Source organism: uncultured Methanobrevibacter sp. (assembly GCF_947166415.1).
Taxonomy (GTDB): Archaea; Methanobacteriota; Methanobacteria; order Methanobacteriales; family Methanobacteriaceae; genus Methanocatella.
Genome location: NZ_CAMVEE010000003.1, coordinates 1 through 23,002, shown reverse-complemented (window position 1 = coordinate 23,002; position 23,002 = coordinate 1). Strand labels below are relative to the sequence as shown.

33 protein-coding genes are annotated in these 23,002 nt (G+C 34.4%); 28 read left to right on the top strand and 5 right to left on the bottom strand.

The genetic code is table 11. The annotated features are described in order from the left end of the window. Positions 1-118: 118 nt before the first annotated feature. Positions 119-586, top strand: a complete 468-nt coding sequence (locus Q0W25_RS00940; protein WP_297826337.1) for a phosphopantetheine adenylyltransferase — start codon at positions 119-121, stop codon at positions 584-586. A gap of 242 nt (positions 587-828) precedes the next feature. Here the strand turns inward: Q0W25_RS00940 and Q0W25_RS00935 are convergent, their stop codons facing one another. Beyond that, positions 829-1,035: a class III signal peptide-containing protein gene (locus tag Q0W25_RS00935; RefSeq protein ID WP_297826344.1), complete on the bottom strand. Its 207-nt coding sequence runs from the start codon at positions 1,033-1,035 to the stop codon at positions 829-831. Positions 1,036-1,261: 226 nt separating this feature from the next. On the opposite strand from Q0W25_RS00935, the gene Q0W25_RS00930 reads away from it, so the two are divergent. Together Q0W25_RS00930 and Q0W25_RS00925 are read left to right on the top strand one after the other, a co-directional pair. Further along, positions 1,262-2,419 (top strand): hypothetical protein, encoded by a 1,158-nt coding sequence (locus tag Q0W25_RS00930; protein ID WP_298517741.1) that lies wholly within the window; start codon positions 1,262-1,264, stop codon positions 2,417-2,419. Further along, positions 2,419-3,138, top strand: a complete 720-nt coding sequence (locus tag Q0W25_RS00925; protein ID WP_297826350.1) for a metal-dependent hydrolase — start codon at positions 2,419-2,421, stop codon at positions 3,136-3,138. The genes Q0W25_RS00930 and Q0W25_RS00925 overlap by 1 nt, the downstream gene beginning before the upstream one ends. Here Q0W25_RS00925 and rqcH read toward each other — a convergent pair. After that, the gene (gene rqcH, locus Q0W25_RS00920) at positions 3,135-5,141 is read right to left on the bottom strand and encodes a ribosome rescue protein RqcH (RefSeq protein ID WP_298517737.1); all 2,007 of its coding nucleotides are present in this window, start codon (positions 5,139-5,141) and stop codon (positions 3,135-3,137) included. The two genes, Q0W25_RS00925 and rqcH, sit on opposite strands and share 4 nt — an antisense overlap. 89 nt (positions 5,142-5,230) lie before the next feature. On the opposite strand from rqcH, the gene Q0W25_RS00915 reads away from it, so the two are divergent. Then, the gene (locus Q0W25_RS00915; protein ID WP_298517734.1) at positions 5,231-5,503 is read left to right on the top strand and encodes a hypothetical protein; all 273 of its coding nucleotides are present in this window, start codon (positions 5,231-5,233) and stop codon (positions 5,501-5,503) included. Here the strand turns inward: Q0W25_RS00915 and Q0W25_RS00910 are convergent. Beyond that, positions 5,498-7,318: a DUF2070 family protein gene (locus Q0W25_RS00910; RefSeq protein ID WP_298517731.1), complete on the bottom strand. Its 1,821-nt coding sequence runs from the start codon at positions 7,316-7,318 to the stop codon at positions 5,498-5,500. The genes Q0W25_RS00915 and Q0W25_RS00910 overlap by 6 nt on opposite strands. Positions 7,319-7,428: 110 nt before the next feature. Here Q0W25_RS00910 and Q0W25_RS00905 point away from each other — a divergent pair, with 110 nt between their 5' ends. From Q0W25_RS00905 to Q0W25_RS00895, 3 genes are all read left to right on the top strand, one after another. Further along, the gene (locus Q0W25_RS00905) at positions 7,429-7,950 is read left to right on the top strand and encodes a FumA C-terminus/TtdB family hydratase beta subunit (RefSeq protein ID WP_297826362.1); all 522 of its coding nucleotides are present in this window, start codon (positions 7,429-7,431) and stop codon (positions 7,948-7,950) included. Positions 7,951-8,040: 90 nt separating this feature from the next. After that, on the top strand, positions 8,041-8,370 hold the full coding sequence (locus Q0W25_RS00900; RefSeq protein ID WP_297826365.1) for a hypothetical protein: 330 nt from the start codon (positions 8,041-8,043) through the stop codon (positions 8,368-8,370). Then, on the top strand, positions 8,371-9,525 hold the full coding sequence (locus Q0W25_RS00895) for a TIGR03576 family pyridoxal phosphate-dependent enzyme (protein WP_298517727.1): 1,155 nt from the start codon (positions 8,371-8,373) through the stop codon (positions 9,523-9,525). Here the strand turns inward: Q0W25_RS00895 and Q0W25_RS00890 are convergent. Both Q0W25_RS00890 and Q0W25_RS00885 read right to left on the bottom strand, forming a co-directional pair. Beyond that, positions 9,515-10,432, bottom strand: coding sequence for a biotin--[acetyl-CoA-carboxylase] ligase (locus tag Q0W25_RS00890; RefSeq protein WP_298517724.1), 918 nt, complete (start codon positions 10,430-10,432; stop codon positions 9,515-9,517). The genes Q0W25_RS00895 and Q0W25_RS00890 overlap by 11 nt on opposite strands. Positions 10,433-10,450: 18 nt before the next feature. After that, positions 10,451-11,941 carry an acetyl-CoA carboxylase biotin carboxylase subunit gene (locus Q0W25_RS00885; RefSeq protein ID WP_298517721.1) on the bottom strand — a complete coding sequence of 497 codons (1,491 nt, stop codon included), beginning with the start codon at positions 11,939-11,941 and terminating at the stop codon, positions 10,451-10,453. 71 nt (positions 11,942-12,012) lie between these two features. Here Q0W25_RS00885 and Q0W25_RS00880 point away from each other — a divergent pair, with 71 nt between their 5' ends. The 21 genes from Q0W25_RS00880 to Q0W25_RS00780 form a co-directional block, all read left to right on the top strand. Next, complete coding sequence (locus Q0W25_RS00880) at positions 12,013-12,651, top strand: METTL5 family protein (protein WP_298517718.1); 639 nt, start codon at positions 12,013-12,015, stop codon at positions 12,649-12,651. 226 nt (positions 12,652-12,877) lie between these two features. After that, a complete protein-coding gene (locus Q0W25_RS00875; RefSeq protein ID WP_298517715.1) occupies positions 12,878-13,705 on the top strand; it encodes a putative RNA uridine N3 methyltransferase in 828 nt (275 codons plus the stop codon). A 341-nt stretch (positions 13,706-14,046) separates the two neighbouring features. Continuing rightward, complete coding sequence (rpl3p, locus tag Q0W25_RS00870; protein ID WP_297826382.1) at positions 14,047-15,057, top strand: 50S ribosomal protein L3; 1,011 nt, start codon at positions 14,047-14,049, stop codon at positions 15,055-15,057. Positions 15,058-15,059: 2 nt separating this feature from the next. Then, a complete protein-coding gene (gene rpl4p, locus Q0W25_RS00865) occupies positions 15,060-15,824 on the top strand; it encodes a 50S ribosomal protein L4 (RefSeq protein ID WP_297826385.1) in 765 nt (254 codons plus the stop codon). Between the two features lie 23 nt (positions 15,825-15,847). Further along, positions 15,848-16,108: a 50S ribosomal protein L23 gene (locus Q0W25_RS00860; RefSeq protein ID WP_297826388.1), complete on the top strand. Its 261-nt coding sequence runs from the start codon at positions 15,848-15,850 to the stop codon at positions 16,106-16,108. Positions 16,109-16,120: 12 nt separating this feature from the next. Next, positions 16,121-16,846 carry a 50S ribosomal protein L2 gene (locus tag Q0W25_RS00855; RefSeq protein WP_297826390.1) on the top strand — a complete coding sequence of 242 codons (726 nt, stop codon included), beginning with the start codon at positions 16,121-16,123 and terminating at the stop codon, positions 16,844-16,846. A gap of 15 nt (positions 16,847-16,861) precedes the next feature. After that, positions 16,862-17,272 carry a 30S ribosomal protein S19 gene (rpsS, locus tag Q0W25_RS00850; RefSeq protein WP_297826393.1) on the top strand — a complete coding sequence of 137 codons (411 nt, stop codon included), beginning with the start codon at positions 16,862-16,864 and terminating at the stop codon, positions 17,270-17,272. Positions 17,273-17,284: 12 nt separating this feature from the next. After that, entirely contained in the window at positions 17,285-17,749 is a 465-nt protein-coding gene (locus tag Q0W25_RS00845) for a 50S ribosomal protein L22 (protein ID WP_297826396.1), read from the top strand. Then, positions 17,749-18,504 (top strand): 30S ribosomal protein S3, encoded by a 756-nt coding sequence (locus tag Q0W25_RS00840; protein WP_298517710.1) that lies wholly within the window; start codon positions 17,749-17,751, stop codon positions 18,502-18,504. Before Q0W25_RS00845 ends, Q0W25_RS00840 begins: the two co-directional genes overlap by 1 nt. 36 nt (positions 18,505-18,540) lie before the next feature. Next, complete coding sequence (gene rpmC, locus Q0W25_RS00835) at positions 18,541-18,747, top strand: 50S ribosomal protein L29 (protein WP_292746881.1); 207 nt, start codon at positions 18,541-18,543, stop codon at positions 18,745-18,747. Continuing rightward, positions 18,748-19,086 carry a stress response translation initiation inhibitor YciH gene (gene yciH, locus Q0W25_RS00830; protein WP_297826404.1) on the top strand — a complete coding sequence of 113 codons (339 nt, stop codon included), beginning with the start codon at positions 18,748-18,750 and terminating at the stop codon, positions 19,084-19,086. An 84-nt stretch (positions 19,087-19,170) separates the two neighbouring features. Then, positions 19,171-19,449 carry a ribonuclease P protein component 1 gene (rnp1, locus tag Q0W25_RS00825; protein ID WP_298517706.1) on the top strand — a complete coding sequence of 93 codons (279 nt, stop codon included), beginning with the start codon at positions 19,171-19,173 and terminating at the stop codon, positions 19,447-19,449. An 11-nt stretch (positions 19,450-19,460) separates the two neighbouring features. After that, positions 19,461-19,778 carry a 30S ribosomal protein S17 gene (locus Q0W25_RS00820; protein ID WP_298517703.1) on the top strand — a complete coding sequence of 106 codons (318 nt, stop codon included), beginning with the start codon at positions 19,461-19,463 and terminating at the stop codon, positions 19,776-19,778. A gap of 5 nt (positions 19,779-19,783) precedes the next feature. Then, positions 19,784-20,182: a 50S ribosomal protein L14 gene (locus Q0W25_RS00815; protein WP_298517700.1), complete on the top strand. Its 399-nt coding sequence runs from the start codon at positions 19,784-19,786 to the stop codon at positions 20,180-20,182. Between the two features lie 8 nt (positions 20,183-20,190). Further along, complete coding sequence (rplX, locus tag Q0W25_RS00810) at positions 20,191-20,541, top strand: 50S ribosomal protein L24 (RefSeq protein ID WP_298517697.1); 351 nt, start codon at positions 20,191-20,193, stop codon at positions 20,539-20,541. Between the two features lies 1 nt (position 20,542). Beyond that, positions 20,543-21,271, top strand: coding sequence for a 30S ribosomal protein S4e (locus Q0W25_RS00805; protein ID WP_298517694.1), 729 nt, complete (start codon positions 20,543-20,545; stop codon positions 21,269-21,271). Continuing rightward, on the top strand, positions 21,268-21,780 hold the full coding sequence (locus tag Q0W25_RS00800) for a 50S ribosomal protein L5 (RefSeq protein ID WP_298517691.1): 513 nt from the start codon (positions 21,268-21,270) through the stop codon (positions 21,778-21,780). Before Q0W25_RS00805 ends, Q0W25_RS00800 begins: the two co-directional genes overlap by 4 nt. A 9-nt stretch (positions 21,781-21,789) precedes the next feature. Then, complete coding sequence (locus Q0W25_RS00795; RefSeq protein WP_292608552.1) at positions 21,790-21,933, top strand: 30S ribosomal protein S14; 144 nt, start codon at positions 21,790-21,792, stop codon at positions 21,931-21,933. An 11-nt stretch (positions 21,934-21,944) separates the two neighbouring features. Continuing rightward, on the top strand, positions 21,945-22,337 hold the full coding sequence (locus Q0W25_RS00790; protein WP_298517686.1) for a 30S ribosomal protein S8: 393 nt from the start codon (positions 21,945-21,947) through the stop codon (positions 22,335-22,337). Between the two features lie 8 nt (positions 22,338-22,345). Further along, the gene (locus Q0W25_RS00785; protein WP_298517683.1) at positions 22,346-22,882 is read left to right on the top strand and encodes a 50S ribosomal protein L6; all 537 of its coding nucleotides are present in this window, start codon (positions 22,346-22,348) and stop codon (positions 22,880-22,882) included. A 14-nt stretch (positions 22,883-22,896) separates the two neighbouring features. After that, positions 22,897-23,002, top strand: a 106-nt coding sequence (locus tag Q0W25_RS00780; RefSeq protein WP_298517859.1) for an eL32 family ribosomal protein, incomplete at its 3' end; no start/stop codon positions are given.

Here is a 23,002-nt window from a genome sequence, read left to right as displayed (position 1 = left end):
CTACCTTTTTTATTTTTTAAAATAAACTCTTTATTTTTTTTAAATTCTTTTTTTTAATAGCTAATAATTTATAATAGTTCTTATAAACCTATTGTTAGAAAGATAATAGGGCAATATTATGAATTCTAGAAAATATTCCAAAGTGGCTGTTGGAGGAACTTTTGATAAATTTCATGATGGTCATAAAAAATTATTATCAACCGCTTTTGAAATTGGGGATAGGGTTGAAATTGGAGTGACTTCCGATGCCTTTGGAGGCTTAAAGGGAGATATTGATTCTTGTGAAGAGAGAATGAGAAATCTCAAGCTATTTTTTGCAGATAAAACAGATTTCACTATTGTCCCGCTTGAAGATCCTTATGGAACAACAATCTATGAAGATGACTTCGAGGCTATTGTTGTTAGTGAGGAGACTGAACCGACTGCTGTCGAAATAAATAACATTAGGGTTTCTAAGGGAATGAAACCTCTTGATATTATTGTCGTAAGTTTTGTATTGGCTTATGATGGAAATCCTATTTCTTCAACTCGAATCAGGAGTGGAGAAATAAATCAAAAAGGTTTAATAATCAATCAAAAAAAATAAGGAAATTTTTATTTGGATTCATGAAAAATTTCAATTCCGTTTATGGAAAATAGGGTGGCCCCTATTTTCAAAGCTTATTTATTAAAAAGTCTCTTTCTTGTTTTAGCAAATTTATCAAGTTCGTATTTGCTTTTGTAGTTATATTTGAAATATAACTTCCAATCAGAAGCACGATTACAATTAATCCTCCTACAATTAAGATTAATTCCGCACTTCCCTGTCCATTGTCGTCCAATTTTTTTCTAGACATGGGTCCTGTTGTCTAATATTGTGTTTCTGACATCTATGATGTCGTCTTTTGCCTTTAGGCTTGTGTCACTTGTCTGCATATATGTCCTGTATATTGTTAGAGCCAGCAATGCAATAACTAGTACTCCTCCGAATAATAGGATGTATTCTGCAGCTCCCTGTCCAGAGTTTTCACTGATTAATGTTTCCATTTTTTTCATTTTTTTCACCATGTATTATATGATATTTTCAATTATATTAATATTACTATTTAATTAAAAAGTATTACTTTTTTTCTTTTTTTCATATTTTTTTCATTAATTTTTACCTATTTTTTCTATTTTTTTCTTATTTTTTCCTATTTTTTCCATTAGGTTTATTAATGAGGTCATTAATAAATTATAATTAGTTAAATATAGAGTGATTAAAATCGATTGGGGTGAAATCGTGGATAGTACTATAAAATTAGTTTCAGGTTTTATTTTATTTGTAGTAGGAATTCTCATAGCATATGAGACTATTGTGTATAATTTAGTAGACATTTTAATGATAGCTGGTCTTATCATATCAATCGTTGGTATCATTTTAATCATTGGCTATTTTGTTGATTCCAATGCTGATAGGACTACTAGCGCTATTAAAGACTTTATTAATTCTAATGAATTTAACTCTGCATTTTTAGATAGGTTTGAGGGTAAATCCAATAATTCCCGTCAACCATTGCATGTTCGCAGGGATTATAATGAATATGATGATACAGAATACGATGAATTGGTGTTCGATGATTATCAAGAACCTTCTACCCGCCAATTTTTAAGCAATTCTTTTGAAGATAATCCAAAAGCTGTCTTAAATGTACGTAGGGAAAAAGAGGTAGAGTTCAGCGATAAGGAACTTAATTTCACTCCTAGTTATGAAAAACCATTAAAAGTTAACAGAACTCCTAAAAGACGTGAAGCAAATTATGTCGTTGAGGAAATTCCTGAATTCGTTGTTGAAACTGATAAATCTGAAGAAATCAAACGCGCTTTATCTGAAGAAGACCTCAAAGAACCTGTCTTAAGAACTCCTACACCTATTGCCAATGAGTTCAGACAACCTCGTGATATCAAAATTGATGTCAACGATCCTGAAAGTCTTCCTGTACCTAAAGCCCTCAATAGCTATGTAATCTCTGATGGAGGATTAGTGACTTCACAGGATGCATTTGACCAATTAGCTATTCATGTAAACAAGGAAATTATGTTGGAAATTCCTTCATTGAAAGATTTATCAGACAGATTCTTGTCTCACGTTCCAACAATATACTCCAGAGTAATCATTGACGAATTCGATATCTCAGACATGTCCTACATGTTCTTAATATCTTCTCTTTTAAAACAAGGAGTTCATATCAAAACTGTTCCTAAAGTACATACCGTAAACTTAATCACTGATGATTCACATGCAATGATTATCTCTGACAGTCAAAACGGTGTTGAATATGGTGCTATTTATGATGACAGAAGTTCCATTTCCAACATTAGGGCAGCATTCGAAAAGACTTGGGACATCGCTTCCAATTTGGATGATTCAATCTTAGCTAGCATTGGAGGAGCAGCATAATGGAAATAAGATGGTTAGGACATTCAGCTTTTGAAATAATCAGTGATGATAACGTAAAGATACTTATTGACCCGTTCATAAGCAATAATCCGGCTTGCCAAGTTCCAGTTGAAGAACTGAATCCGGATATAATTTTGCTCACCCACGGTCATTCAGATCATTTTGGTGACGCATTGGAAATATCCAATAGCACTAATGCCCCTATAGCTTGTATCCACGAAATTTCACTCTTCTTAGCAAAACAAGGCATTAGAAATATTGGTGTTAATATAGGTGGGTCTTTCATCTTCAGAAATATTAAGTTCACTATGCTTGAAGCCAAACATTCTTCAGGCATTGATGTGGTTGAGGACATCGTTCCAGGCGGAACCCCTGCAAGCTTCTTAATAACTTTTGAAGACGGCACTAAAATTTTCCATGCTGGAGATACCGGCTTGTTTGGTGATATGAAAACTATCATTGGAGATATCTATAAGCCTGATGTTGTTTTGATTCCTATTGGTGATAAGTTCACTATGGGTCCTTTTGAAGCGGCATTGGCAACCATGTGGTTAAACCCTAAAGTAGTTATTCCGATGCATTACAATACATTTCCACCAATAGAACAAGATCCTGCAATATTCGCTAACTTTGTCAGCCAATTCAATCCGAATATTGATATTGTAGTGATGAATCCAGATGAATACTTTGAATTCAATCCTGAAGATTATCAGGGTTAATTCCTTTCATATTTTTTTCTTTGATGATATTCCTCATCGATATCGCATTTTCCTGATGGCAGAACTCTTATTATATCGTCAAGTGTGATTAGGTCATCTTCGTTTATCTTATGCAGTATCTTTTTGGCTATTGCCTCTTTTTTTGTAAATCCTGGTTTCAATACAACAAAATTTTCGCAGTGCGCTTCAAGGGCTTCGATTGGACCGGCCATTATTCGCTTACCCTCGTAGTCAACAATTCCAATAGCTATTTTTACGCGGGCACTCCGGATGTAATTGCGGTGACCCCTTATGACAAATGATCCTTTGGCTAAAAATTCTCCTGCTTCGGGAGTCTTAGAAACTTGGTCTGGATGAACCCAAAAGACGTCCTGGGATGTGAAGCCTTTCGACCAAGCTGATGAAAATGAAGCTGCAAACTCCCCTGATTCTTTAAGGATATTGTCATTTAATTCAGTGTCATTTAATTTTATCACGGTTGAAGATGCACCATGTATATCTGCATGTAAGTAAATGTCATTTGGTTCTAAATATTTCTTTACAACATTCTCGTTGCTGTTTGCATCACGGCCTCCAACAACCAAAATGCCTTCGGAGCTTACGAACCATCTTAATTTCTCATACCATTTAAGGTCTTTCTTTACCCTCTTTTTAGGCACAGCAATGTTTTCCATAGCACTGTCCTTTTTAGCCTTGATGTCTTCAAGCTGTCTTTTTGTATTTTCGATAGCTATCAGGGCACCTTTTGTTTTCCTTTTAGCCTTTTTTGCTTTTTCATAATAGGCTTCGGCATTTTCGGGAATGGTGAGTTTAGGGTCAATGTTGATGTTGGTATTGTCAATGTTCAGTGTCAGGACGCCCAACTTGTCGATTGACTCATAGATTTGCGCTTCAGCCATGCCATCTTTTTTAGCTTTTTGCAGGGTTTTTCCAATTTCTTTAAAAGAGTAGTCCTTACCTCTTGCTGTGTTCACTACATTTATGATGTTTTCTATGGTGGGGTAATTAGAATAGATTACCCCTCCTTTATGTTGGCTTTCTTCAATTGTCCTTTCAAAATTATCGAGGGTTTCTTGCTGTAAACTTAATCTTTTTTCAAACTTCGAAACTTTTTTATTCCATGCGGCCTCTTTTATGTCCTTAATGTTTGTGTTTACTTTTTTTGAGTAGAATTCATCGCATGCTTCGTTGAAGGTTTCATAGTATGTTTTTTCGAATTCCTCATATTTTTTCAGGTCAAGGGGAACGACGTCCTCTTTGGATTCGCCTTTTACAATTTGAGGTTTTATTGATTCATTATTCAAATTATCAAAGAGATCCTTAAATCCACCATATAAAGCATTGTATTGTGTTTCAGTAATTTCATTATTCAGTGTGTTCTTATCGATTTCAGTTATTTCATTTGCCCTTTTAATGACTTCCTCAGCATATAGGCTTCCAAGACCGTTTCTTGCAAGTGTTCTGACTACATCACTTTCATTATTTTCAAACAATGCCTTGAATTCATCTTCTGTTATTTCAATAGGATTTATTCCCCTTTCTTCAGGGAAGATATATTCCCTTTTGGAGCTGATGTCTCTGGTACTCCAATGTTTACGTTTTAGAGGGAGAATAATGTTGTTTTCTTCATCTAGGAGGATTATGTTTCCTTTATCAAACAGTTCTACAATGATTGTATAGTATACGTCCTTTTTAATCCTGATTTCAACTACCCGATCGAAATTATGCTGTGTTATGCTTTCAACATGAGCCCCTTTCAATCTTTTTCTTAAAAGCATTGGAAATGATGGGGGAATGGTTGGATTTTCAAGCGGATATTGGCTTGTGTGTATTCTTGAGCCACATTGCATCACTAAATCTATTCTGCCAGTCCCTGGAACATGAAATCTCATCACTACTATGTCTTTGGTTGGCTGGAACGATTTATCTACGCGAGCACCGCTTAACAAATTATTCAACTCATTACTTATTGTATATATGTCTACATTAGACATGGGTTTCATTATTATAACACACCTTTTAATTTAATCAATACTTTAATATATTATAATCACTAAAATTATATTAATATATTTATTTATGGAGGATATCAATGGACACAACTGTTAAAGTAACAACAATTCATGTTATTTCTGCACTTGTTGCAGCATTAATTTCAACTGGTCTTACCGTTGGCTGGTTTGGATTTAAAAATGATGTTTTTGCAGGCTTTATTGCTTTGATTATACTATATTTCGTCGGCCAGTTTTCTCAAAAAATCGCTGGTGATGAAATTTCTGGATTTTCTCAATGGTTATGGGATGGAATCGCACCATTCTTCTTTACTTGGGTTATTGCATATACAATGTTTGTAATGTATCTATAATCCTCCAAAGAATATCCAAATAAATGCGATTATTAATGAAGTAATTAATAAAACTGGAGCTATAATTTTACTTACGGCAACAACGGAACTGATTGTTGAAATCAATTCTGTTGAATTCTTTGGTCCGAATGTATTGAGATTCAAGATTTTTTCGGTTCCAGTTCCAACTTCAACTTTTTCTAAATCTTTTATTGATTCAGCAATACTTATTTTCACGTATTCTATAATTTCCGCTCTTTTTGCAATTCCAATTGGATTATAACCTCGTGAAAGAGTATTTACAGTGTGAGTATCTGTGGTCATCACTTCAATTTCATCTATTTCCATGTCGCTGACAGCATCTATGATTTCCTGTCTGAATCCGATTTCCATATTGTTTGAATCAAAAAGGACATAAGCTGTTCTCTGGTTGTCGACTTCGATAACCATTGTTTTAATTCCACTGTCTCCAATTCCTTCCTGTTTATTCAAATCGCCCATGTTGTTTTCATAGCAACCGATTTTTATATCATATTTTTCCTGCAGAGGATTGATCTTATCGATTACGTCGATTAATTGGAATACTTCGGCGTTTCCAGGCAGGACTTCCCCACTTTCTGGAGTGAATGAGTTGTGGCAGTCTACAATAATTGAATCTTCAACGCCGCACTTGCTTCTGCTTTGAGCCATCATGGTAAGGCCTACACCGAATTCTATATCATCGACAGCTTCAGGGGCAAATGTGGACAGGATGACCATTCCGTCATTAAAGAATTGAACTCCAATGTTTGCTTTTTCTTCAGTGTATCTGATGAATTTGCTGGCTTTAGATGAATATTTCACTCTTTTCAAACCTCTTTTAACGGAATTTTCTATTTTATCGATTTCTGAAACAGCAATAGGATTGAAGTCATGTGTTGAAGGGCCATGAGCAACCATTGTAAAGAAATCAAATTTGTTTGCCAATATTGTTGGCATGTTGGATCCACCTAAATCTCCGAGAGGTCCCGGATGGACTGATGGGGAAATGAACAGTGCTTTAATTCCCTGTTCAGTTTTAAAGCTAACGAAGGTGACAACTGTATCTATTGCCTCACCCATATTTTCAAACAGTCCTTCAAGTGAGTTTGACCCTTCGTTCATATGTGCAATAAATAAGCTTAATAAGTCTAGAACCCCAATTCCAAGATTTTTCTTGAATGGGGATGCGATAATGGTTATGAATGCATATATTGCCAGTACAAATATTATCCCTGCAATCATTGCCTTTATGGTAATCTGCAAAATGACAGAACCCATAAAACTGGTATCAGTCACTAAAAATGTTATTAGGATATACATTGCTAAAATAAGCACAGGCTGAATCAGTCCTGTGGTTACGGCCTTTGAAAATCTCACATTTGATGTGGTCCAGAAAACAAGTGTGTTAAAACCGTAGATTATCACGCAACCGAATAATAATGTGTTTAAGAATATGTCAATGTTTATCAATCTGGTTATTATTCCTCCGATAAGCACGATGAAACATAAAATGGTCATTGAAAGTGCTGATAGAAACATTGAATGTTTGATTTTTAGGTTTATTCCATCCAGAATGCTTATAACTTGCTGGTTGAGTGCACCGCTCATGATTGACGGCACCCCGATTATCAGTAGGGTGTATAGTCCACCATACAATATCTCTTCAGGTAGCCCATATAATGTTGTAATATCCAAAATGAAATATAAAGCTCCTGTAATGAAACTGATAACAATCATTCCAACTATTGAAAATTTGGTTTTTGGCAGGGTTGTAATGTATTTGGATAATCCTGCAACGCTACTCATACTTGACATAATCTTCCTCATTATTATTTTTAACCATTAATTATATTAAAGCTAAAAATTTTATATAATCATAGATTTGTTTTATATCAATAAATATATTTTTATTTAAAGGTGTGCAAATGGAAAAAAAGTTAAATGTACCAATCAAAGATGAAGATTTAAGCGAATTAAATGCTGGTGATGTTGTTTATTTAACAGGCAATATATTGACAGCACGTGATCAAGCTCATAAAAGACTTCTTGAGCAAGGTGCTCCGTTAGATATCGAAGGAGCAGTTCTATTCCATGCAGGACCTATTATTTCACAGGATAACGGCGAATACAAGATGGTTGCCATTGGCCCAACCACTTCCATGAGAATGAATCCTTATCAAAGTGATGTTTTGGATATGGGTCCGAAAATAATTATAGGAAAAGGAGGCATGGATGATACAGTTCGCGAAGCCTTAATCAGGAATAATGCGTTGTATGTGGTTGCCACTGGAGGATGTGCTGCATTATACGTTGATGCTGTTGAAGAGATAGAAAGTGTCGACTGGTTGGATTTAGGAATGCCTGAAGCAATGTGGAATTTAAAAGTTAAGGACTTCGGCCCCCTTATTGTTGCAATGGACGGCAAAGGAAACAGTTTATATGATTAGTTTTTAAGACTAATAAGGAATACTTATATATAATTTAATATTAAATCTTAATTTATAGTTATTTTAAACGTTTTGAGAGGAAGTGTTATAATGGCTGATATTAATGAACTCGCTGAAAAAAAATTGAAATCAAGAATGACAAAGATTAGAAAATGCAATAGGGAACCTGAAGAAAAAGAAAAGTTCTCAGAAAAATTCGGTACTTCTTTTGAAATAGAATTCCATAATAAAAATCCGGATAAGCTTTCTGATGGAATAACTATCATTACCGATCCTAAAGGTAAAGTTTTATTTGCAGATTATTTCTATCAAGTCCCTGAAGAGGAAGAATATACTTCCATTCCAATTGCAGATAAACAATTAAAAGCTATTTTAGAATTTTTCAGTGATTACAAATTAGAATTGGATGAATCTGATTAGATGATAATTAATAACTCTTTAGATGAAGTCAAAAAACGAGAAAATGCTCTTTCAATCATAAAAAATAAGGTTGAATCAGAAGGCCGTTCTTCCTTATTTGATTTGACAGGATTGTCAGGAGGTTTCATAGCCTCCAGTTCTGAACTTAGTCTTCTGGAAACTTATGTAGGACCTGCAATGTTTGAAGAAGAATTGCAGAGTGTTGGAAGGGAGCATATGGGTGGCGAAAAAGTCATTCCTTTAAATAGAACTTCATCAGGAATACTTGCAGCAGTTTTAACTCTTGTAAGTAAAGATTCAAATGTTGTTCATTATCTTGCCAAGTTGCCGGCACACCCATCCATTCCGAGGAGCTGTAAATTAGTTGGGGCCAATTACTCTGAAACAGATGTTTTCGAAGAGTTTTCAATACCTGAAAATACCTCATTGGTGGTCATTACCGGTTCTACAATGGATCATAAGGTAATTGATGAAGATGAGTTTAAGAAAGTCATTGAAATGGCTCATGAAAAAGGCATTCCTGTCATGGTGGATGATGCATCTGGAGCAAGACTTAGAACAGTCGTTTTTAACCAAGCTAAAGCCTGTGATTTGGGTGCGGATATTGCAATTACAAGCACAGACAAATTAATGCCAGGTCCTAGAGGAGGGCTTATGGCAGGTCGCGAAGACTTGATTGATAACATTAAGGTTAAAGTAAATCAATTCGGCCTTGAAGCACAGCCTCCGGCAGTACTTGCAATGTTAAACGGAATTAAAAATTTCAAACCAGACAATCTTTTGAACAGCTTTGAAAGAAAAGATGAGCTATTCAACTTATTGAACGCAAGATTCAATAATTTTGAAAAGACACCTACCGGGGTCATGATTTCTCCGGAAAATTTAGCTAAAGAGATATCTGCTGAAAACAACTTATCAGATGATGATTTGGCGTTTGTATTTTCTTTTATATTGCTGAATGATTATGGCATAATCACTATTCCGCCGGTTTCCATGCCTGGAGCATCCGCAACAATAAGGTTTGATTTATCAACAACTGACGCTTTCAAACTAGATTTAAATGATTTAAATAAAAAAATAGAATCTTCATTTGAAAAACTACAGGATGTAGCTACAAATGAAGAAAAATGTAGGGAGATTGTATTTAATTCTTAATTATACATTCTCCAGAAATTACTTTTTCTAAGGTTCCATCAATTTTTTCAACAACAAGCGCTCCTTCTTTTGCAATGCCCAATACGTATGCATCGTAAGAAGTATTGAATGGTTCTCTAACTTCCACAATTTTTCCGATTGAGTATGAACGTTTTCTCCACTCTTTTAATATGTCTTCATATTTCGCATCTTTGAATTGTTCGATGATATCTTCAAATTCTTCTAAAAAGATTTTTATTAAAAGGTTTTCATTTCCTTCCCTTCCAAGTTCTTCCTTAAGTGTTGTAGTTCCAAATTGCAATTCTTCAGGGAAGTCACTTACATTTAAATTTGCATCGATACCTACACCCACAATCACGTTTTCAATGGTATTGAATTTGGTAACCGCTTCGGTTAGGATTCCGCAAACTTTTTTATCATCAATCATTATGTCATTTGGCCATTTGATTTCAGGATTTTCAACACCAATCTTTTCAAGGGTTTTTGCAACTGCCACACCTGTTGCGAGTGTGATTAAAGGTAATTTGGAATGGTCTAAGATAGGTTTCAATATGATTGACAGCCATATTCCACCTAACGGTGATGCCCATGATTTTCCAGATCTTCCTTTTGCGTCAGTTTGTTTTTCAGAGATTACAACCGCACCATCTTCGCAGTCATTGATTGATAAAAATTTGGCAATTGTATTTGTTGAACGCACTTCCTTGTAGACATACAAGTTTTTACCAATATATTCAGTATTCAAATCCTTTGAAATTTCGGATGCTTTGATGTATTCTGTATCTCCTTTACCAATTTCTTTTACTATGTTTGAAAAATCATTTAAGTCAATGTTTTTTATTTCACTTATTGTGTCATCGGAAATTTTGTTTTCCTTTTTTAATAAGTTGACAATTTCTTTTTGCATTTAGTAATCTCCAAAAAGTTATTTTTTGCCCATTTGGTTTTTAGCAGCATTTTGATATGCTCCAACAGCCGCGGAAATCGCAGCAATTTTTTTACCAGGCATAAATGTTGTTTTTAATTTGTTTACATATTCCATATCTTCCGCAATCACTTTTTCCATTTCTTGGTCAATACCTTTTTTATGCAAATCAATAAAGTGAGTATTCAAATCGCCTGAAACGAAATTAGGATTTCTTAATATTGCTTTATGGAATGGAATGGTGGTTTTTACACCTAAAATGATATACTCGCTTAATGCTCTTTTCATTCTGCTGATTGCATCATCCCTATTCCTTCCATATGTAATCAATTTAGAAATCATTGAATCATAAAATGTTGGAATGGTATAATTCATGTAAACTCCACTGTCTAGACGCACACCAGGACCTCCAGGGGATCTGTAACCTGTGATTTTTCCAGGATTCGGTGCAAAGTCGTTAAGTGGGTCTTCCGCATTGATACGGCATTCGATAGCGTGCCCAGTGACTTGTATATCCTTTTGTGAATAACTCAATTCTTCGCCTGCAGCAATTCTGATTTGTTCTTTTATCAAATCGGTATTGGTTACAAGTTCTGTAATTGGGTGTTCTACTTGAATACGGGTATTCATTTCAAGGAAATAGTAATTTCCATCATCATATAAGAATTCTACTGTACCTGCACTTGTATATCCGATATATTCTGCAGCTTTTACTGCACTTCCACCCATTTCTTCCCTTAACTCTTCAGTCATGATTGGGGATGGGGATTCCTCAAGAAGCTTTTGGTGTCTTCTTTGGATGGAACATTCCCTGTCTGCTACATGGATAACGTTCCCATGATTATCTGCCAATAGCTGAAATTCGATGTGTCTTGGTTTTTCAAGGTACTTTTCAATGAATACTGTTGAATCACCGAAGTTTGTGGATGCAACGGACTGGGTGGATTCGATTGCACGTACAAGTTCATCCTCTTCATATACTGCACGCATACCAATTCCTCCACCACCTGCAGAAGCTTTCACGATTACAGGATATCCAATTTGAGCAGCTATTTCTTTAGCTTCTTCAATGTCGGTAACTCCTTCTGGTGTACCTTCAATGACCGGAACTCCTGCTTTTTTCATGAGTGCTTTGGATGTAATTTTGTCTCCCATTTTATGAATTACATCTCCGGTTGGTCCAATGAGTTTAATTCCATTTTTTTCACATTCTTCTCCAAATTTAGGATTTTCTGCTAAGAACCCATAACCTGGGTGAATAGCATCAGCACCAGATTCAAGTGCAATTCCTATAATTTTTTCTATATTTAAATAGGATTTTGCTGGTGATGGGTTACCTAATGGATAACTTTCATCAGCATATTTTGTATAAAGGGAAGTGGCGTCCGCATCGGAATAAATAGCTACGCTTTTCATGTCAAGCTCACGGCATGCCCGCATAACCCTTATTGCGATTTCTCCCCTATTTGCGATTAATACTTTTTCAAACATTTGAAACCTCAAAGTAATTTTTTCTTAATAATATAATTATATAAAATATAATAATTAAATATGTTGATTAGATGAAGAAAATTACCCGTAAAAAACATTTAGAAATGAGACTTCAAAACATTCCATCTCATCCCCGACCAAAGGTGGATCTTGAACAGTATACCACCCCTTCAATCATTGCTTCTGATCTGGTTTGGAATGCATACTCCTTGGGGGACATTGCAGATAAGACAGTTTTTGATTTAGGCTGCGGTACTGGAGTATTTGCAATAGCTTCAGCTTTGATGGGTGCAAAATTGGCAGTGGGTGTAGATGTGGATAAGGATTCAATCGATTTGGCAAGGGAAGTTTCAGATAATCTAAAAGTTGAGAATGCAGATTTCATTGAAAGCGATGTCTGTGATTTTAATTGCAGCCATGATGCAGATACTGTATTTCAAAATCCCCCTTTCGGATCTCAGAAAAAAGCGGATAAGGGTCAGGACATCAAGTTTGTAAAAAAAGCCATCGAGTTGTCTCCGGATGTTTTATATTCTTTTCATATGGCATCCAGCCAGGACTTTCTAATTAATTTTTATAATGAAAACAATCTTGATATCACTCATATTTTCAGGTATAATTTCCCTATTCCAAAAATCTATGAGTTTCACACAAAAGAAAATCAGAACGTCAATGTAATTGTTATAAGGGCTGAATTTAATATTTTTTAATTTTCCTATTTTTCCCTATTTTTATGCAAAAAAACAATACATTTATATAGTGCTTAGTTGATATTTAATATTAATATATTCTCTGAGTATAAAAAAGTTGGTAGCATAAAAAGAGCTACAGATATTATAACTGATATAATATCTTGTAAATGTGTAAGTCTATTTAGTGATAGCTATGTAAATGTAGGGTAATCTTTATATAGTTTACTTTCCAAATTTAAAAGTAATGTATAAAGATGAGCTATCTATATTTATTCCAAATTCATTTCTTTCTGAGTCTAAAGATCTCAAAATTCGTACTTATAAAGTAGGGATTCTCGGAAGAGCTTTAGCTATTTTTCAAGCAGATAATGTGGTTATTTACAATGATAACCATGAGACAAATGAAGATGGAGAGAATGATGGAAGTTTTATTGCTGAAATTTTGAGTTATATGAATACTCCTCAATATTTGAGGAAGAAAGCATTTCCTATAAGACCTGAATTGAAGCATGTTGGTATTCTTCCACCGCTCAGAACTCCGCATCATCCTGTTAATAATCAACCAGACGTGGGGGATTATAGACAAGGTTTCACTGTTAAGAGAAATAAGAAAGGAACTTATGTTGATATAGGTATGGATAAACTTGCATTCTGTAAAGAGCAGCTTACTGTTAAAAGAATTTTTGACTTTAAGATTACTAAAATTGCTAAGAAAGAAGTAATAGTCACACCTGATAAACCAGATGACGTTTACTGGGGATATAATGTTATGTCCTCTAATAAGAGTCTTAAAAATAGCTTAAAATTAATTAAACCTGATCTTGTTGTGGAAACTACAAGATATGGAGATTATATTGATTCTATTTTTGATGAATTAAAACATAAAGTAGATGAATGTAATAGTATTGCTATTTTATTTGGTGGCCCTTATTCTTCAATTCAGGAGGATGTTTCCAATGATAATTGGGATTTATTTAGAGTAAATACAATTCCTGATCAAGGAACAGAAACCGTCAGAACTGAAGAGGCAGTTGTCGCTACACTTTCTTTATTTAACTTTATGAGATTTTAATTCTCTTTATTATTAGTTTTACACGCTAATAGATAACTTGCTCAACTTTTTATACATTGATATTTTTAGGGCTCTCCTAAAAATTCACTTAGCGCAGAATGATTTATACATTAGATATATTCTTTATTGTGCTTCAATTCGATTAAACTCGATGGAATATATTGAAATTTAATATTTATCTAGTTGTAATTGTTTTTACGGCTATTTATTATTTCGATGAAGTTATACTTTGTGTAATTTTATCAACTTGTATAATAGTTATTCATTTAGCTATTAGATTAAAAAAAAATTAAATTGATTTAAAAATAAGGAAAAAATTATAATTAAGGAGGTTAAATTAAATGGTAAGACATCACCAGCCAAGAAAAGGGTCTGTTGCTTTTAGTCCAAGGAAAAGAGCAGCTAAAGAAACCCCTAGAGTAAAATCTTGGCCTCAAATTGATGAACCAAAATTACTCGGCCTCGCAGGTTATAAAGTCGGTATGACTCATGCTATAGTCACTAATACTGATAAAAACTCTCCAAAGAACGGTATGGATGTTTTCACTCCTGTAACCGTATTGGAAGTACCTCCAGTCGTAGTAATGGGAATTAGAGCTTATGAAAAAACTTCTCGTGGTTTGAAAGTAATCACCGAAGTGCTTGCAGATAATTTGGATAAAGAACTCTCAAGGAAAATTTCTCTTCCTAAAGAATACAATAAATCCGAAGCTATTGCAAAAATACAAGGTGCATTAGAAAACACAGAAGAAATTAGGGTTTTAGTACACACCAATCCAAAAGTAACTAGCGTACCTAAGAAAAAACCGGACATATTCGAATGTGGAATTGGAGGATCCAATCCAGAAGAAAAATTAAATACAGCATTAGAACTATTAGGTAATGAAGTAAAAGCTAGTGAAATCTTCAATGAAGGAGAATTTGTTGATGCTATTGCAACTACAAAAGGAAAAGGATTCCAAGGTGTAGTTAAAAGATGGGGAATTAGAATTCAATATGGTAAAGCTGTCAGAGCAGGTAAAGGTAGACACGTAGGTTCTATTGGTCCTTGGACTCCAAGAAGAACTATGTGGACTGTTGCACAAGCAGGTCAAATGGGATACCATAAAAGAACTGAATTCAATAAAAGAATTTTAAAAATTGCATCAGCTGATGAAGTTGACCAAATCAACCCAGATGGTGGATTTGTAAATTATGGTGTTGTTAAAAACGATTATGTCTTAGTAAAAGGTTCCCTTCCAGGACCTTCCAAAAGGTTAGTAATCTTAAGACAACCTATCAGACCTAATAATAAAGCTGAGGATATACCTCAAATAAATTACATAAGTACAAAATCTAAACAAGGGGTATAATCATGAAAGTTAATGTTTATTCTATTAATGGGGAAGTAAAAGAAGAAATGGAACTTCCAGCTATTTTTGATGAAGTTTACAGACCAGATTTAATCAAAAGAGCAGTACTTTCTGCACAATCTGCAAGAGTACAACCATGGGGAAATGACCCAATGGCAGGTAAAAGAACTTCCGCTAAAGGATGGGGTTCAGGTAGAGGTACCGCAAGAGTACCTAGGATTAAAAATGGTTCAAAAGCAGCTTTCGTACCAATGGCTATTGGTGGTAGACAAGCACATCCTACTAGAGCTGAGAAAAATCATCACGAAAAAATCAACATAAAAGAAAGAAGATTCGCAATCAGATCTGCTGTTGCAGCAACAACCAACAAAGAAATTGTTGAAAACAGAGGTCACAGAGTTGCTGATTTAGAACAAGTTCCTATTATTGTTGAAGATGAATTAGAATCTGTAAAAACTGCTAAACAATCTCGTGAAATCTTCGAGAACTTAGGAGTTTATGATGATGTCATCCGTGCAAAAGAAGGTAAAAGAATCAGAGCTGGTAGAGGAAAAACAAGAGGAAGAAAATACAAAAAAGTAAAAGGACCTCTCGTTGTTGTCGGTGAAGACAAAGGTATTTCCTTAGGTGCAAGAAACCATGCTGGTGTAGATGTAGTTGTGGTTGAAAACTTAAATGCTGAATTATTAGCACCAGGTACTCACCCAGGAAGACTCACTGTTTACACTAAATCAGCTGTTGAAAAGTTAGGAGGTTTATTCCAATAATTTTGGAAAAATAGGTGATTATTATGGATTCATACTCAATTATTATTAAACCTCATGTTACTGAAAAAACCATGAACTTAATCGATATGAACAATGAAATTACTTTTGTTGTTAACCGTAAAGCTAACAAAAAACAAATCAAAAGAGCTTTTGAAGAGTTATTTGAAGAAAAAGTAGCAAAAGTTAATACTCATATCACTACCAAAGGTGAAAAAGTAGCATATATCAAACTTGTTGAAGAAGAAATGGCAGAAGAACTCGCTGTCAGAATAGGAGTATTCTAAGGAGGAATTTGAATGGGAAAACGATTAATTCATCAAAGAAGAGGTAGAGGAACTCCTGCACACCGTGTTGCTTCTCATCGTTTTAAAGATAAAATCAGATACAGATCTTACGATGCATTAGAAAAAGAAGGTAGTATCAAAGGAAAAGTTATTGATATTGTACATGACCCAGCAAGAACCGCTCCTATTGCAGAAGTAAAATTCGAAAATGGTGAAAAGAAATTTATCTTAGCACCAGAAAGCATCCAAGTCAATGATGAAATTGAATGCGGTATTTCTGCACCTATCAAATTCGGTAATACATTACCACTTGCTGAAATTCCTGAAGGAACTCCAATTTACGATATTGAAAATACTCCTGGAGACGGTGGCCGTTTTGTAAGATCTTCTGGAACTTATGCTAATGTTGTTACTCACGACGCTAACCAAACCGTTGTCGAATTACCATCAGGGGAATTAAAATACTTAAATCCTAACTGCCGTGCTAGTATTGGTGTAGTAGCTGGTGGAGGAAGAAAAGATAAACCATTCCTTAAAGCTGGTAAAAAATGGCATGCTTACAAAGCTAAAGGTAAGAAATTCATGACTGTAAGAGGAGTAGCGATGAACGCTGTAGATCACCCTCACGGGGGAGGTAACAGACAACATCCTGGTCGTCCAACTACTGTTTCAAGACATGCACCACCAGGAAGAAAAGTTGGTTCAATTGCAGCTAAGAGAACAGGTTTAAAAAGATAGATAGAGGGTGTTTCATTGGCAAGAAAAATATTTAAATATAAAGGTTATACTCTTGAAGAATTACAAGCTATGTCTTTAGAGGAAGTAATGGAATTATTCCCTGCAAGACAAAGAAGATCTTTAAAGAGAGGATTCTTACCAAGACAACAAATTGTTTTGGATAAAATGAGAAAATTAAATAAAGAAGGAACTAAAGATGGTCGTCCTGTTGTAATTAGGACCCATTGTAGAGATATGATTGTTATACCTGAAATGGTAGGAACTACTTTCGGTATTTATGATGGTCGTAATTTTGTAGAAGTAACTATCGCACCGGAAATGATTGGACACTACTTTGGTGAATACGCACCAACCAGACAAAGAGTTCAACACGGTGACCCAGGTATGGGTGCTACTAGATCATCCATGTTTGTACCACTTAAATAAGGAGATTAAAACATGGCTAACAAATATGCTTATAATAAAGATGTTGATGAAGCAAAAACTGCACGTGCTATGGCTAAATCTCTTAAGATTTCACCAAAACACAGTGTTGAAATTTGCAGTGCAATCAGAGGAATGGAAGTAGGAAAAGCTAAAGCTTACTTAGAAGATGTTATTGAAATGAAAAAGTCTGTTCCTTTCAAAAGACACAACAAAAAAGTTGGTCACAGAAAAGGACAACAAGGCTGGGCTAGTGGAAGATACCCTGTAAAAGCTGCAGAACAAATTTTAAAAGTTTTAGAAAACGCTGAAGCTAATGCAGAATACAAAGGTATGGACACTGAAAAATTATTCATTGAACATATTTCATCTCACAGAGGTGTTGTAATTCCTGGATACATACCAAGAGCATTTGGTAGAATGACTCCGTTTAACACACCTACTACTCATATTCAAATTGTTTTACAGGAGGCTAACTAATGATAGAAAAAGATTTTGTCACTGAGGGCCTTAGAAGAACCAGAATCGATGAATACTTAGAAAAAGAACTTGAAAGAGCTGGATACGGTGGTATGGAAGTTCAAATTACACCTTTAGGTACCATGGTTGTTGTTTACGCAGAAAGACCGGGTATGGTAATTGGTAGAGGTGGTAAAAACGTAAGAACTATTACCAACACTCTTAAAACTGAATTTGGTTTAGATAATCCTCAAATTGAAGTTAAAGAAGTGGAAGTTCCAGAACTTAACCCAAAAATCATGGCTTACAAAATATCTAACATGTTACAAAGAGGTATGCACTTCAGAAGAGTAGCATATTCCACCATCCGTAGAATTATGGGTGCTGGTGCTCAAGGTGTAGAAGTTACTATTTCTGGTAAAATCAGAGGTTCTAGATCTGCTGTAGCTAAATTTGTTGAAGGATACATTAAAAAATGTGGTGAACCTTCAACCAGATTTGTAGAAGAAGGATTTGCTACAGTTCAATTGAAACCTGGTGTATTAGGCGTTTATGTTAGAATTATGCCTCCAAATACAGTATTACCTGATTCTGTCGAAATTCTTCCTCCAAAAGTAATCATCGAAGAAGATGGTGACGTAATTGAAGAAGAAATCGATGTTGAAACTGAAGAAATCATCGAAGAAGAAATCATTGAGGAAGTTGAAGATCTCGAAGAATTAGAAGAAGTTGTTGAAGAAGAATCTACTGAAGAAGTAGAAGAAGATGATAGTTAGATATTGTAAATTTAATTATCTAAAAGAGTTGGAACAATGGCGATTTTAAGAAGTAAAGAAATTTGGGACATGGAAGTTGATGAGATTCAAGAAAAATTAGTTGAACTCAGAACTGAATTATCCAAAAATGTTTCTAAAAGTGCAGCTGCCGGGGTTGTTGAAAACCCTGGGAAAATTAGAGAATTAAAAAGAACAATTGCTCGTGTTCTTACAATATTGAATGAAAAACAAAAGGAGAATTAAATGTCAAAAATCTGTGATGTATGTGGGCTTCCTGAAGAACTTTGCGTTTGCGAAGAAATTGCACGTGAAGTTCAAACTCTAAAAGTTTTTACAGTTAGAAGAAGATTCGGAAAACTCATGACTATTATCGAAGGTATAGATGAACACGATATTGATATCAAAGAACTCACTAAAACTCTTAAAGCAAAATGTGCTTGCGGAGGTACCGCTAAAAACGGTCAAATAGAACTTCAAGGGGATCACAAAGTCAGAGTCAAAGAAGTTTTATCTGATATGGGTTTCTCATCTGATACTATTGAAATTCGTGAATCTAAGAAGAATAGTAAAAAAAGGAGATAGTTCATCCTTTCGATATGTTTTTCAATAAAATTTTGTAATTTTCTGCATGATTTATTGTAAATATTTCATTAAGAGATTGGGATTATGATTACTTCAAGGAATTTAGTTCATCATGAGTTCATTGGATTGAATGTCGAGATAACTAATGCGAAGGATAAATCTCTTAAGTTATTGGGAACAGTTATTGATGAAACTAAGAATACCATTAAAATTGAGGATGCAAATAAAAACGAGAAATTGATTCCGAAAAAGGGTTCAATATTTTTATTTGAAATTCCGAACGGGGAAAAAATAGAAATAAATGGTGAAATTTTATCAATTCGTCCTGAAGATAGAATAAAAAAAAGGTTTAAAAAAATATAAATGGTGATAATATGGTTGGGCTTAATGTTCAAGAACCAGAAACTACATGTGATGATCCTAACTGCCCTTTCCACGGGACTTTACCTGTAAGAGGTCAAGTTCTTGAAGGTGTTGTTGTAAGTAACAAAGCAGAAAGGACTATTACTGTTGAACGTAGTTACTATAAATTCATTAAAAAATATGAAAGATATGAAAAAAGAAAATCAAAAATCAATGTTCACAAACCAGATTGTTTACATGTGAATGTTGGTGATTCTGTAAAAGTTGCAGAATGCAGACCATTGAGTAAAACTAAACATTTTGTTTTAGTTGAAGTTAAAGGAGAGTAATTATTATGAAACCATTAACCTCAAATGTTTCTAAAGCATTACCAATTGGAGCAAGATTACAATGTGTAGACAATACCGGTGCACGTGAAATCCAAATTATTTCAGTAAAAGGTTTCAAAGGTGTAAGAAGAAGACTCGACGTAGCTGGTGTCGGAGACTTAGTTGTTGCTTCCGTTAAAAAAGGAACTGCTGATATGAGAAGAGAAGTTGTTAACGCAGTTGTAATTAGACAAAAACAAGAATACAGACGTGCTGACGGCCTTCGTGTTAAGTTTGAAGATAACGCAGCTGTTATCATTACTCCTGAAGGTGTTTTAAAAGGTTCAGAAATCAGAGGTCCTGTTGCTAAAGAAGCAGCTGACAGATGGCCTAGTGTTGGTAGTGCAGCAAGTATTTTAGTATAGGTGAAAAAATGTCAAAACAACCAAGAAAACAAAGAAAAGCTCTTTACAATGCTCCTGCTCACGCACGTGGAAAACATCTTAGTGCTGCATTAAGTAAAGATTTAAGAGAAAAATTAGGAAAAAGATCTTTACCAGTCAGAACAGGAGACAAAGTTAGTGTTGTACGTGGAGACTTCAAAGGACACGAAGGAGAAGTTCTAAGTGTTGATTACGGTAATTATAAAGTAACCATTGAAGAAGTTACATTATCCAAACCTGACGGAACTGCTACTTTCCTTCCAGTCGATCCATCTAACTTAGTAATTATTGATGCAAATTTAAAAGACGATAGAAGAATTAAAGATAAAGGAGATAATTAAAATGGCTAAAATGGGATCCAGAAAACATCTTAAAAGATATAAAGCACCTAAATCTTGGCCTATTCATCCTAAAGAAGACACTTGGACTGTAAAACCTTCTCCAGGTTCTCATTCCATTGAACATTCTATTCCATTAACTTTAGTTATCAGAGATATCTTAAAATTAGCTGACAACGCTAGAGAAGCTAAAAGAATTATCAACTCTGGTAATGTTTTAGTAGATGGAAGAATTGTTAAAGATTACAAATTCCCAGTTGGATTCATGGATATCGTTGAAATTCCAAAAACTGGCGAATCTTACAGAGTTCTTTTAGATAGAAAAGGAAGATTACAATTAGATTTAATTGATGATAATAGTGCTAAATTATCTAAAATTGTTAATAAAACCACTATTAAAGGTGGAAAAACTCAATTAAACCTTCACGATGGTAAAAACGTTATCATTGATGAAGATGCATACTCTGTTGGAGATGTAATTTGTTTAAAAGTACCTGAACAAGAAATTGTTGAAGCATATCCTTTACAAGAAGGAGCTACTGTGCTTGTTACCGGTGGTAAACACACAGGTGAATTAGGTACTGTAACTGAAATTATTGAAAATAAATCTTCTAATCCAAACACTATTATTATTGAAAACAGTACAAAAGATGATTTCTTAACTTTAAAAGATTATGCATTTGTTGTTGGTACTGATGCACCAGCAATCTCTTTATTGGAGGTTAATAAATGAACCCAATGAACGAAGTACGTGTTGAAAAAGCTACTGTCAGCATTGGTGTTGGAGAAGCAGGTGAAAAATTAGAACGTGCAATCACTCTTTTAGAAGAAATGTTCGGTCAAACCCCTGTAAAAACTTTCTCTACTGTAACCAACCCTGAATGGGGTATTAGGAAACGCCAACCAATCGCATGTAAATTAACTTTACGTGGAGAAAAAGCTGATAAAGCTATTAACATGGTTTTAGAAGGTATTGGTAGGAACATTAGACCTACTCAATTTGATGCTCAAGGTAACCTTTCTTTTGGTATTGGTGAACATATTGATATTCCAGGTATGAGATATAACCCGGATATCGGTATCTTTGGTATGAACGTATCCATTACATTCGAAAAACCTGGTTACAGAATTGCAAAAAGAAAAATCAGACAAAAGAAAGTTCCTCAAAAACATAGAATTTCTAAAGAAGAAACTATGAAATTTATGGAAGAAAACTTCAAAGTTAATTATGTGACTGAATAAGGTGATATTTTGCCAAGAAAATACGGAAAAGCTGCAAAAAAATGTAGTCGTTGTGGAGACCACTCTGCTATGGTTAGCAGATATGGTATAAACTTATGCAGACAATGTTTTAGGGAAGTTGCCCCTAAAATGGGTTTTAAAAAATATAATTAGAGGTTATAAATATGAGTCTTATGGATCCTCTTGCTGATGCTTTAACTAATATCAGAAATAACGAATTACAAGTGAATGACTCTTGTGTTATTTCTCCTGCTTCCAAATTAATTGGAGAAGTTTTAAGCACTATGCAAAAAGAGAATTATATTGGTAATTTTGAATATATTGATGACAACAGGGCAGGTAAATTCACTGTTGAATTATTAGGTAACATTAACAAATGTGGTGTTATCAAACCTCGTCATGCTGTTAAGAAAGATGAATTTGAGAAATTTGAAAAAAGATATTTGCCAGCAAAGAACTTTGGTATTTTAATCGTCACTACTCCTAAAGGAATTATGACTCACTATGAGGCAAAAGAAAAAGGAATTGGCGGACGTTTGTTGGCTTACATGTATTAGGTGATAAAATGGTAGTAGCTGCAGCTATAAGGGAAAATATTGAAATCCCTGAAGGCGTTGAAGTTATAATTGAAAATAATGTGGTCTCTGTAAAAGGACCTAATGGAGAAGATTCCAGAAAATTTACTTATCCTAATGTAAGTATTAAAGAAGAAGATAACAAAATCGTATTGGAAACTTCATTTCCAAAAAAGAAAGACAAAGCAATGATTGGAACCACAAGGGCACACATCAACAACATGATTATTGGTGTAACAGATGGTTTCACATACCACATGAAAATCGTATTTGCTCACTTTCCAATGACTGTGAAAGTTCAAGGCGATTCAGTAGTAATTGACAATTTCCTCGGGGAAAGACACCCAAGAACCGCTAAAATTGTAGGTTCTGCAGAAGTATCTGTTAAAGGTGATGAGGTAACAATTACTGGTATTAATAAGGAACATGTTGGTCAAACTATGGCTAACTTAGAACAAGCGACAAAAATTAAAGGAAGAGATCCTAGAGTATTCCAAGACGGAATTTACTTAACTAGCAAGGAATAATTTTGGTGATTTAAATGGCAAATAAAAGATTTAAAAGACAAGAATATGCTCGTTATAAAAAACTAGGAATCAAATGGAGACGCCCTAGAGGTAAAACCAGTAAAATGAGAAGATATGAAG

Bases quoted from the DNA above. Each gene is read 5' to 3' on its own strand.
- Q0W25_RS00940 (WP_297826337.1), top strand. From the start codon at position 119: ATGAATTCTAGAAAATATTCCAAAGTGGCTGTTGGAGGAACTTTTGAT.
- Q0W25_RS00935 (WP_297826344.1), bottom strand. From the start codon at position 1,035: ATGAAAAAAATGGAAACATTAATCAGTGAAAACTCTGGACAGGGAGCT.
- Q0W25_RS00925 (WP_297826350.1), top strand. From the start codon at position 2,419: ATGGAAATAAGATGGTTAGGACATTCAGCTTTTGAAATAATCAGTGAT.
- rqcH (WP_298517737.1), bottom strand. From the start codon at position 5,141: ATGAAACCCATGTCTAATGTAGACATATATACAATAAGTAATGAGTTG.
- Q0W25_RS00915 (WP_298517734.1), top strand. From the start codon at position 5,231: ATGGACACAACTGTTAAAGTAACAACAATTCATGTTATTTCTGCACTT.
- Q0W25_RS00910 (WP_298517731.1), bottom strand. From the start codon at position 7,318: ATGTCAAGTATGAGTAGCGTTGCAGGATTATCCAAATACATTACAACC.
- Q0W25_RS00905 (WP_297826362.1), top strand. From the start codon at position 7,429: ATGGAAAAAAAGTTAAATGTACCAATCAAAGATGAAGATTTAAGCGAA.
- Q0W25_RS00900 (WP_297826365.1), top strand. From the start codon at position 8,041: ATGGCTGATATTAATGAACTCGCTGAAAAAAAATTGAAATCAAGAATG.
- Q0W25_RS00895 (WP_298517727.1), top strand. From the start codon at position 8,371: ATGATAATTAATAACTCTTTAGATGAAGTCAAAAAACGAGAAAATGCT.
- Q0W25_RS00890 (WP_298517724.1), bottom strand. From the start codon at position 10,432: ATGCAAAAAGAAATTGTCAACTTATTAAAAAAGGAAAACAAAATTTCC.
- Q0W25_RS00885 (WP_298517721.1), bottom strand. From the start codon at position 11,941: ATGTTTGAAAAAGTATTAATCGCAAATAGGGGAGAAATCGCAATAAGG.
- Q0W25_RS00880 (WP_298517718.1), top strand. From the start codon at position 12,013: ATGAAGAAAATTACCCGTAAAAAACATTTAGAAATGAGACTTCAAAAC.
- Q0W25_RS00875 (WP_298517715.1), top strand. From the start codon at position 12,878: ATGTATAAAGATGAGCTATCTATATTTATTCCAAATTCATTTCTTTCT.
- rpl3p (WP_297826382.1), top strand. From the start codon at position 14,047: ATGGTAAGACATCACCAGCCAAGAAAAGGGTCTGTTGCTTTTAGTCCA.
- rpl4p (WP_297826385.1), top strand. From the start codon at position 15,060: ATGAAAGTTAATGTTTATTCTATTAATGGGGAAGTAAAAGAAGAAATG.
- Q0W25_RS00860 (WP_297826388.1), top strand. From the start codon at position 15,848: ATGGATTCATACTCAATTATTATTAAACCTCATGTTACTGAAAAAACC.
- Q0W25_RS00855 (WP_297826390.1), top strand. From the start codon at position 16,121: ATGGGAAAACGATTAATTCATCAAAGAAGAGGTAGAGGAACTCCTGCA.
- Q0W25_RS00845 (WP_297826396.1), top strand. From the start codon at position 17,285: ATGGCTAACAAATATGCTTATAATAAAGATGTTGATGAAGCAAAAACT.
- Q0W25_RS00840 (WP_298517710.1), top strand. From the start codon at position 17,749: ATGATAGAAAAAGATTTTGTCACTGAGGGCCTTAGAAGAACCAGAATC.
- rpmC (WP_292746881.1), top strand. From the start codon at position 18,541: ATGGCGATTTTAAGAAGTAAAGAAATTTGGGACATGGAAGTTGATGAG.
- yciH (WP_297826404.1), top strand. From the start codon at position 18,748: ATGTCAAAAATCTGTGATGTATGTGGGCTTCCTGAAGAACTTTGCGTT.
- rnp1 (WP_298517706.1), top strand. From the start codon at position 19,171: ATGATTACTTCAAGGAATTTAGTTCATCATGAGTTCATTGGATTGAAT.
- Q0W25_RS00820 (WP_298517703.1), top strand. From the start codon at position 19,461: ATGGTTGGGCTTAATGTTCAAGAACCAGAAACTACATGTGATGATCCT.
- Q0W25_RS00815 (WP_298517700.1), top strand. From the start codon at position 19,784: ATGAAACCATTAACCTCAAATGTTTCTAAAGCATTACCAATTGGAGCA.
- rplX (WP_298517697.1), top strand. From the start codon at position 20,191: ATGTCAAAACAACCAAGAAAACAAAGAAAAGCTCTTTACAATGCTCCT.
- Q0W25_RS00805 (WP_298517694.1), top strand. From the start codon at position 20,543: ATGGCTAAAATGGGATCCAGAAAACATCTTAAAAGATATAAAGCACCT.
- Q0W25_RS00800 (WP_298517691.1), top strand. From the start codon at position 21,268: ATGAACCCAATGAACGAAGTACGTGTTGAAAAAGCTACTGTCAGCATT.
- Q0W25_RS00790 (WP_298517686.1), top strand. From the start codon at position 21,945: ATGAGTCTTATGGATCCTCTTGCTGATGCTTTAACTAATATCAGAAAT.
- Q0W25_RS00785 (WP_298517683.1), top strand. From the start codon at position 22,346: ATGGTAGTAGCTGCAGCTATAAGGGAAAATATTGAAATCCCTGAAGGC.